This window comes from Pseudohongiella nitratireducens (assembly GCF_001642735.1).
Taxonomy (GTDB): domain Bacteria; phylum Pseudomonadota; class Gammaproteobacteria; order Pseudomonadales; family Pseudohongiellaceae; genus Pseudohongiella; species Pseudohongiella nitratireducens.
This window is the reverse complement of record NZ_LWHM01000008.1, coordinates 98,968-105,403: the sequence shown is the minus strand read 5'-3', so window position 1 is coordinate 105,403 and position 6,436 is coordinate 98,968. Positions and strand designations below refer to the sequence as shown.

Below are 6,436 nucleotides of genomic sequence, written 5' to 3'. Positions count from 1 at the left end.
CAAAAGCGACAACAGTGATCGTTTGGTTATCGACTATCGTCACAAGGGAGAAAGGAAATCGTTGAAGAATAAGTCTTTTAGCTCCCAGCTTGGAAGCTTCACCAACCATGGGTATAAGCGGAGGGTTTGGTTTACTGAGCCTGGTTGTAGCCTGCTCAAACGTATCGATCAGTTGGCCTCCAAGGCCGGGGACTTCCAATTCGTACCACGCAACGGCTTCGATCAACTCTTCGGTAGCTTCCGTGCTAACCTTTACCTTCAAAATCAGCTCCTTATCCGAGCCCTAGCACGTGCAATGGCTTCATCTGCATCCATGAGTTCTGTTTTGCCAGATTCAATGTCATTGATTCTACGGCAAATTTCAGAATCCCAGGCCTCTGCGACGCTAATATCGGCAGGGCCATCCAAACTTGCTACCAAATCATGCGCAAGTTTGGCTCGCTCTCGCTCAGACAGTGTCATAGCGGCGTTTGTAATACTTTCAAGTTGGGCTGTATCCATCGTATTTACCAAAAATAACAAAGCGGTAATGGTTAAATGATGCAGCAAAATACATCCCATAACAAGGCCAAGCACAGCGACAGCTTTTTCGCTGCGGCTTCACCTCCACTACAAAGCTGCGCGTGTTGGCGGCGTTAGGGCTCGTCGTAGTGACCACCCAGAGCGAAGATGTAGATTGATGATTCATCGAACCGATACACAATCCTATCCTTCTGGGATATGCGTCTGGACCAAAAACCGGACAGGTTATGCTTCAGCGGTTCAGGTTTACCCAATCCAACAGCGGGGTTGTCGCAGCGAATGAGCACTTTAATTATCTTGCGAGTCGCATCGTGCAGTTTTTTGTCCTTTTGGCGCATGGCTTCATACGCCTCCCAGGTCTTGCTCTCAAATACCAGTGATCTCATCCATTTGCTCTTTGGTCGGCGTGTATCCTTTACGCTGTGCGTGGGTTTTGGCCGACTCAGCCAGTTGCCGCATCAGACTACTGTTTTGCAGAACATACAGCGTTTCCTGCTCGCGCTCCCAGTCTTCAGCGCTCATCACCACAAAGTCTTGCCCAGATCGTCGGGAGATCCTTATTGGTTCATGTCTACTAACACTTTGTTCTACAAGCTTTTTCAGGTTATCCCTGAACTTATTTACACTTACTGTTTCCATCGCAACCACCAATATATGTACGGGAATGCCGTACAAGTATACTCTAGCTGCCCTAACAACCACAAGCAATCACAAGCAATCGGACGCCAGCGAAGCTGGCGCCGTTGTTGATGGGCGTTAACAGCCACCTGAAATCCACCTCTCTTGCCAATTGAGTAGAAAAGGGATAATTTATACTCATGAGCAATTTCGAGTACGACGACGACAAAAGTCAGGCCAATCTGGAGAAACACGGTATCGACTTTCTGGATGCCCAAGTGCTATGGGAAGATCCCGATCTACTGGAGATTCGGGCCAGATCCGATGATGAACCTCGGTTTTTGGCCATAGGCCGTATAGGCTCCAAGCACTGGTCTGCCGTCGTCACCTACAGAAACGGAACGATCCGGCTCATTTCTGTAAGGCGTTCCCGGACAAGAGAGGTAGAGTTATATGAAAGCTAAAGATTTTGACAAGAAGTTCGACCAAGGCAAAAAAGACATCATTGATGATCTTGACCTATCCACGGCGCGTCGCGCCAACCAGGATCAGAAGCGTATCAACGTCGACTTCCCTTCATGGGTAGTAGAGTCATTGGATCGTGAGGCGGCTCGTATTGGTGTTACTCGGCAGTCTATTATCAAAGTCTGGCTGGTTGAGCGTTTAAAGGCAGAAGCTGCTAACAAACCGCTGAATGGTGACGCCGCAAGCGGTGCACATTAGCGGAGCGTTAGCTGTCAAATTCGCAACAAGTACGCTGTAGTCGGAACCTTGCTGAAGTGATACTATAGTGATACTTCAGGAGGGGTAGCCCATGAAAGTTGAACTAGTCACCAACCTCAAGCGTCAAGCAACGAAGATCCTGGCTGATTTGCACGAAAGCAAAGAGGCCGTCTTAATAACCGAACATGGTCAGCCGTCAGCCTATCTGGTTGATGTTCATGACTATGAATTTATGCAGCGCAGACTGGCACTGCTGGAAGGATTGTCCAAGGGAGAGCGGGCAATTCTGGAGGGCAAGACAACCTCCCATAGCAAAGCCAAGAAGCGGATGCAGAAGTGGCTGAAGTAATATGGACAGACCCGGCGTTGGACCAATTGGAGGAGATCGCGGAATACATTGCTCTGGATAAGCCCAGTGCGGCTTCAAACCTTGTGAAGACGATCTTCTCTACAGTTGAACGGCTTGAGCAATTTCCGGAGTCTGGCCATGCTCCACCAGAGCTGCCTGATTCGATCTACCGAGAGCTGTATGTTAGACCTTGCCGGATTTTTTATCGCAGCGAAGATGAAGTTGTTCTTATTTTGCATGTCATGAGAGAAGAAAGGCAGCTTCGCAGATTTCTTTTAGAGCCTGAGTTGGACAGCTAACAATCAATTGCACGCGACCAGCGATGCTGGCGCGTGAATACGGGCGCTATGTGTACTCATCAGATTGGAGGAGCAGATGAAATCCATCACGACTTCGCTCATGTTTGTCGGGGAGCAGGCCGGGAAAGCCGAGGAGGCAATCAGGTTCTATATCTCTTTATTTCCTGGTTCACAGATCACCGATATTCAGCGCTACGGAGCCGGTGAGCATGAGCCAGAAGGTTCGACCAAAATGGCCCGGTTTACGATAAACGGAACCGAGTTAATGGCGCTGGACAGTCACCTTGATCACCAATTTAGTTTTACTCCCTCCATGTCATTGTATGTCGAGTGTGAGTCCCTGAGCGAAATTGAGGGGGCTTTTCGGGCCTTAGCCGACGGCGGCTCGGAGCTGATGCCTTTGGATAACTATGGCTTTAGCCAGAAGTTCGGGTGGCTGAAGGACAGGTACGGCGTGTCTTGGCAACTCAACCTATCGGATTAACGTGGCGGCAGAGTCAACACATAACCAAGCGTCGGCAGCCGGACGCTCGCAAGCTCGCGCCGGTCGGTATGCGCGGCGTTATGCAATACGAGGTAAGAAATGAATAAAGGAGCATTGACATTTTTCTGCGGAAAAATGGGGGCAGGGAAAACTACAAAGTCTCGTGAAATCTCCCAAGAGCGAAACGCCGTGCTGCTCTCAGAAGACGATTGGCTTTCATCTATTTATCCGAATAGCATCAAGACCTTAGAAGATTACATTGAATATTCTGACCGGCTTAAGCCTCAAATGAAGAAATTGGTTCAATCGATCTTGGTGTCTGGATCTGACGTGGTAATGGATTTTCCGGCAAATACAATTCCGCAACGAGAGTGGTTTAAAAGCATTTTTTCAGAGATCCAAGCTCCACATGAACTAATCTACATTGATCAACCAAATGAGATTTGCCTCGGGCAAATCGCTAAAAGGCGGATAGAACAACCTCAGAGAGCGGCAACTGATACGGAAGAGATGTTTGAAATGGTCACAAGGTACTTTGTTGCACCCACACCTGAAGAGGGGTTCAACACAACCGTAGTTGAGGCAAATGCATAACCATCGCAATAGTGCCCATCATCGTCGATTGGGCATTTGGATAACTATCAGGGCGTTACGACCTCGGATTTGAGGGGTACGACTGCCCTGAAAGAAAAGGAAAAACTCATGAAAAGGACTATTCGAGCATCGCTGCTGTTGCTTGCCTTACTTCCAATATCACTCTCAGCACAGGATTCGGACTTCCGGATGAACCAAGAATTCGCTGACCATTTCGCCAGGGAATGGATCGAGGCATGGAATGCCCATGATCTAGAACGCATACTCTCGCACTACACCGAAGAGTTCCGTATGAGTTCGCCGCGCATTATCGAGCTCGACTTTAGTGACGCAACGATTCACTATCGGTCAATATCCAATGACCGACTAGCGACGGAGGTGTTCATATTCGACGAGCACGGCGAGGTTATCGAGGCGTTTGCCCATTATCGCTTTGGAGACTCGACTCGTTAGGTTTTTTCAACAATCTGCTGAGCGATTGAACTATACTTGCCTTATATGAATCACAAAATCTCCCTGAACTATGCCTGTTGATCTGAAAGCGCTCTTTCCCAAACTGACCAATTTGTTACATGACGCTGTCTTTGTAGTCGACCAGGATGATCAGGTCGTCTATGTGAGCGATGCATGCGAGCCACTGCTCGGATATCGTGCCGATGAATTGATGGGCACGTCGATCAGCAACTATGTGCATCCAGATGACCAGGGGGCCACACGTGCGTCCATTATTCAAGTTATGGAAGGTCAGCCCCACAACGACTTCTGTAACCGTTATATCCACAAGGATGGCACTACGGTCTATATCCTCTGGTCTGCCCGCTATTCCGAAGAAGACGGTGTCCGGATCGGCGTGGCGCGGGATGTGACGGCCTTGAGGCAGACCGAGGAGAAACTGCGTTTCCTCGCCCATCACGACCCTTTAACAGGGCTTGCCAACCGGCTGCTGTTCCATGAGAGACTGGAATCAGCCATGCGTGCGGCCCATCGCCATCAGAACAGCCTGGCTTTGTTGTTTCTTGACCTCAATGACTTCAAGCACATCAATGATGTCCATGGACATGCCATGGGTGACCGGGTGCTTTGCATGATGGCAGGACGGCTGAAGGACTGCATTCGGGAGACGGACACTGTGGCCCGGATGGGTGGCGATGAATTCACTGTGCTGTTGACGGACATCCAGTCGGTGGAAACCGTATCCAGAAAAGTGGAGCAGATCATCGCAGCAGTGGCCGCTCCCCTGGGTGCCGAATTCGGCAATATCAAGACACCATCTTGCAGTATCGGAGTGGCTTGTTATCCAGCGGACGGGGAAGACGCAGACACCCTGTTGAGTCGTGCTGACGCTAATATGTACCGGCGGAAACGGCGATCTCAGTATTAAGCCTTGGCTTCTAAATGCTGGTTACGCGATATCGAACACCCAGTTTTTCAATTCAGGAGTGCTTCCTGGTATTGAAGAGATTGATTTTCTCATTGTCACGGGTGGTCCAATGAGTGTAAATGATGAGTCACAATATCCTTGGCTCATAGAAGAGAAAAACTTTATTAAAAGCGCTATTGAAGCCGGAAAGCCTGTTCTTGGAATCTGTTTGGGCGCTCAGCTAATCACTGATGCAATGGGTGGCAAAGTTTGTCCAAATTCAGAAAAAGAAATCGGGTGGTTTCCTGTTGAAGCGGTTGATCTGGAAAATTCTTCTGCTTATCGGTTTCCAGAGGAAACCGAAGTATTCCATTGGCATGGTGAAACTTTCAGCCTGCCAGCAGGCGCAGTCCAAATAGCAAAGAGTCAAGGCTGTAACAACCAAGCCTTTCAAATTGGTAGCAATGTTATCGGTTTGCAGTTTCATTTAGAAACAACACCAGTATCAGCACAATCTATCGTCGAGAATTGTAGAGATGAGCTTGTCGAAGGGTTGTATATTCAAACTGAAACTGAAATTCTTTCCGCTCCTGAAGAACGTTATTCATCAATAAACCGCTTAATGGGAAGCATTCTCGAATATCTGCATGCAAGCAATAGTGGATGAATGAAATCGATTATGATTTTACAACTCGAAGACGCTTTTCCTGAGCACTTAGATGAACTTGGGAATCCAAATGAATTCAGAAAACATATTCCAGTCAATTCCCGACAACATTGACAAAGAGATCTTTGAAACGCTTGCGCAAAGTAATAATGTAAAAATAGAGCGAATCATCTCAAAAGGGCATCAATCACCTGAATCAGGCTGGTATGACGAAACCCGGAATGAATGGGTCATTGTCCTGAAAGGTGAAGCCATCATTGAATACGAGTCAGGTGAGCAGGCGAAACTAGTTGAAGGTAGCTTTATCAATATACCTGCTCACACAAAACACAGGGTGTCATGGACAAAGCCAGATACCGAAACGGTTTGGCTCGCAGTTCATTATTCATCAGCGCCAGGGCAATGATTCAGGGAAGAAGTATTGATGGAAACCAAGATCTTACACGATGGGGCAGCATCCTTTGAGGTCTCTGTACGCGGCCCAGACTCTTCAGCAACAAGTGTTTTGTCGGGGGAAACCCCGAAAGACACGCGACTCTGCTGGACACTCTGGCCGCCGAAGGGTGGTTCGTTATCGCACCACACTTTGAGCGGTTGGCTTCTACGGCTCAAAGCGAGTGGTTAGCTGAAAACATGCCCGACCGGGAGAACATCGAGATTCAGATTAATGAAGGTGCCGGCCATTTCTCGTATATGGACTTGCCACCACCACATATTGTTGATGCCATGCCGAATAAGACCGAATTTCTTAATGAGCATGCCAGAGTAATCTGTGAATTCCTGTCAAGCTAATCGATCTCGCTACTTCGCGGTCGTTTAA

Annotated in this window: 14 protein-coding genes; 10 read left to right on the top strand and 4 right to left on the bottom strand. The window is 48.4% G+C overall.

From position 1 onward, the window contains the following. The 4 genes from PSCS_RS04495 to PSCS_RS04480 all read right to left on the bottom strand — a co-directional run. The coding region (locus PSCS_RS04495) for a hypothetical protein (protein ID WP_068810602.1) at positions 1-262 on the bottom strand (262 nt) is incomplete at its 3' end. Positions 263-264: 2 nt separating this feature from the next. Then, positions 265-561 carry an addiction module protein gene (locus PSCS_RS04490; RefSeq protein ID WP_082866404.1) on the bottom strand — a complete coding sequence of 99 codons (297 nt, stop codon included), beginning with the start codon at positions 559-561 and terminating at the stop codon, positions 265-267. A gap of 74 nt (positions 562-635) precedes the next feature. Continuing rightward, entirely contained in the window at positions 636-908 is a 273-nt protein-coding gene (locus PSCS_RS04485; protein ID WP_068810601.1) for a Txe/YoeB family addiction module toxin, read from the bottom strand. Continuing rightward, positions 889-1,161, bottom strand: a complete 273-nt coding sequence (locus PSCS_RS04480) for a type II toxin-antitoxin system Phd/YefM family antitoxin (RefSeq protein ID WP_068810613.1) — start codon at positions 1,159-1,161, stop codon at positions 889-891. Before PSCS_RS04480 ends, PSCS_RS04485 begins: the two co-directional genes overlap by 20 nt. Positions 1,162-1,340: 179 nt before the next feature. Here PSCS_RS04480 and PSCS_RS04475 point away from each other — a divergent pair, with 179 nt between their 5' ends. The 10 genes from PSCS_RS04475 (at position 1,341) to PSCS_RS04430 (ending at position 6,022) form a co-directional block, all read left to right on the top strand. Beyond that, positions 1,341-1,604 (top strand): BrnT family toxin, encoded by a 264-nt coding sequence (locus tag PSCS_RS04475; RefSeq protein ID WP_068810600.1) that lies wholly within the window; start codon positions 1,341-1,343, stop codon positions 1,602-1,604. Beyond that, complete coding sequence (gene brnA, locus PSCS_RS04470; protein ID WP_068810599.1) at positions 1,594-1,863, top strand: type II toxin-antitoxin system BrnA family antitoxin; 270 nt, start codon at positions 1,594-1,596, stop codon at positions 1,861-1,863. Before PSCS_RS04475 ends, brnA begins: the two co-directional genes overlap by 11 nt. A gap of 91 nt (positions 1,864-1,954) precedes the next feature. Continuing rightward, positions 1,955-2,212, top strand: a complete 258-nt coding sequence (locus PSCS_RS04465; RefSeq protein ID WP_068810598.1) for a type II toxin-antitoxin system Phd/YefM family antitoxin — start codon at positions 1,955-1,957, stop codon at positions 2,210-2,212. After that, positions 2,200-2,511, top strand: coding sequence for a type II toxin-antitoxin system RelE/ParE family toxin (locus PSCS_RS04460; protein WP_068810597.1), 312 nt, complete (start codon positions 2,200-2,202; stop codon positions 2,509-2,511). The genes PSCS_RS04465 and PSCS_RS04460 overlap by 13 nt, the downstream gene beginning before the upstream one ends. Before the next feature lie 76 nt (positions 2,512-2,587). Beyond that, complete coding sequence (locus PSCS_RS04455; RefSeq protein WP_068810596.1) at positions 2,588-2,995, top strand: VOC family protein; 408 nt, start codon at positions 2,588-2,590, stop codon at positions 2,993-2,995. A gap of 99 nt (positions 2,996-3,094) precedes the next feature. Beyond that, on the top strand, positions 3,095-3,589 hold the full coding sequence (locus tag PSCS_RS04450; RefSeq protein WP_068810595.1) for an AAA family ATPase: 495 nt from the start codon (positions 3,095-3,097) through the stop codon (positions 3,587-3,589). A gap of 108 nt (positions 3,590-3,697) precedes the next feature. After that, positions 3,698-4,042, top strand: a complete 345-nt coding sequence (locus tag PSCS_RS04445; protein ID WP_068810594.1) for a nuclear transport factor 2 family protein — start codon at positions 3,698-3,700, stop codon at positions 4,040-4,042. Between the two features lie 70 nt (positions 4,043-4,112). After that, positions 4,113-4,970: a sensor domain-containing diguanylate cyclase gene (locus PSCS_RS04440; RefSeq protein ID WP_068810593.1), complete on the top strand. Its 858-nt coding sequence runs from the start codon at positions 4,113-4,115 to the stop codon at positions 4,968-4,970. Beyond that, a complete protein-coding gene (locus PSCS_RS04435; RefSeq protein ID WP_068810592.1) occupies positions 4,924-5,616 on the top strand; it encodes a type 1 glutamine amidotransferase in 693 nt (230 codons plus the stop codon). The genes PSCS_RS04440 and PSCS_RS04435 overlap by 47 nt, the downstream gene beginning before the upstream one ends. A gap of 70 nt (positions 5,617-5,686) precedes the next feature. Beyond that, a complete protein-coding gene (locus PSCS_RS04430) occupies positions 5,687-6,022 on the top strand; it encodes a cupin domain-containing protein (RefSeq protein WP_068810612.1) in 336 nt (111 codons plus the stop codon). Positions 6,023-6,436: the final 414 nt, after the last annotated feature.

Coding starts and splice junctions, on each gene's coding strand:
- PSCS_RS04490 (WP_082866404.1), bottom strand. CDS start 561: ATGGGATGTATTTTGCTGCATCATTTAACCATTACCGCTTTGTTATTT.
- PSCS_RS04485 (WP_068810601.1), bottom strand. CDS start 908: ATGAGATCACTGGTATTTGAGAGCAAGACCTGGGAGGCGTATGAAGCC.
- PSCS_RS04480 (WP_068810613.1), bottom strand. CDS start 1,161: ATGGAAACAGTAAGTGTAAATAAGTTCAGGGATAACCTGAAAAAGCTT.
- PSCS_RS04475 (WP_068810600.1), top strand. CDS start 1,341: ATGAGCAATTTCGAGTACGACGACGACAAAAGTCAGGCCAATCTGGAG.
- brnA (WP_068810599.1), top strand. CDS start 1,594: ATGAAAGCTAAAGATTTTGACAAGAAGTTCGACCAAGGCAAAAAAGAC.
- PSCS_RS04465 (WP_068810598.1), top strand. CDS start 1,955: ATGAAAGTTGAACTAGTCACCAACCTCAAGCGTCAAGCAACGAAGATC.
- PSCS_RS04455 (WP_068810596.1), top strand. CDS start 2,588: ATGAAATCCATCACGACTTCGCTCATGTTTGTCGGGGAGCAGGCCGGG.
- PSCS_RS04450 (WP_068810595.1), top strand. CDS start 3,095: ATGAATAAAGGAGCATTGACATTTTTCTGCGGAAAAATGGGGGCAGGG.
- PSCS_RS04445 (WP_068810594.1), top strand. CDS start 3,698: ATGAAAAGGACTATTCGAGCATCGCTGCTGTTGCTTGCCTTACTTCCA.
- PSCS_RS04440 (WP_068810593.1), top strand. CDS start 4,113: ATGCCTGTTGATCTGAAAGCGCTCTTTCCCAAACTGACCAATTTGTTA.
- PSCS_RS04430 (WP_068810612.1), top strand. CDS start 5,687: ATGAATTCAGAAAACATATTCCAGTCAATTCCCGACAACATTGACAAA.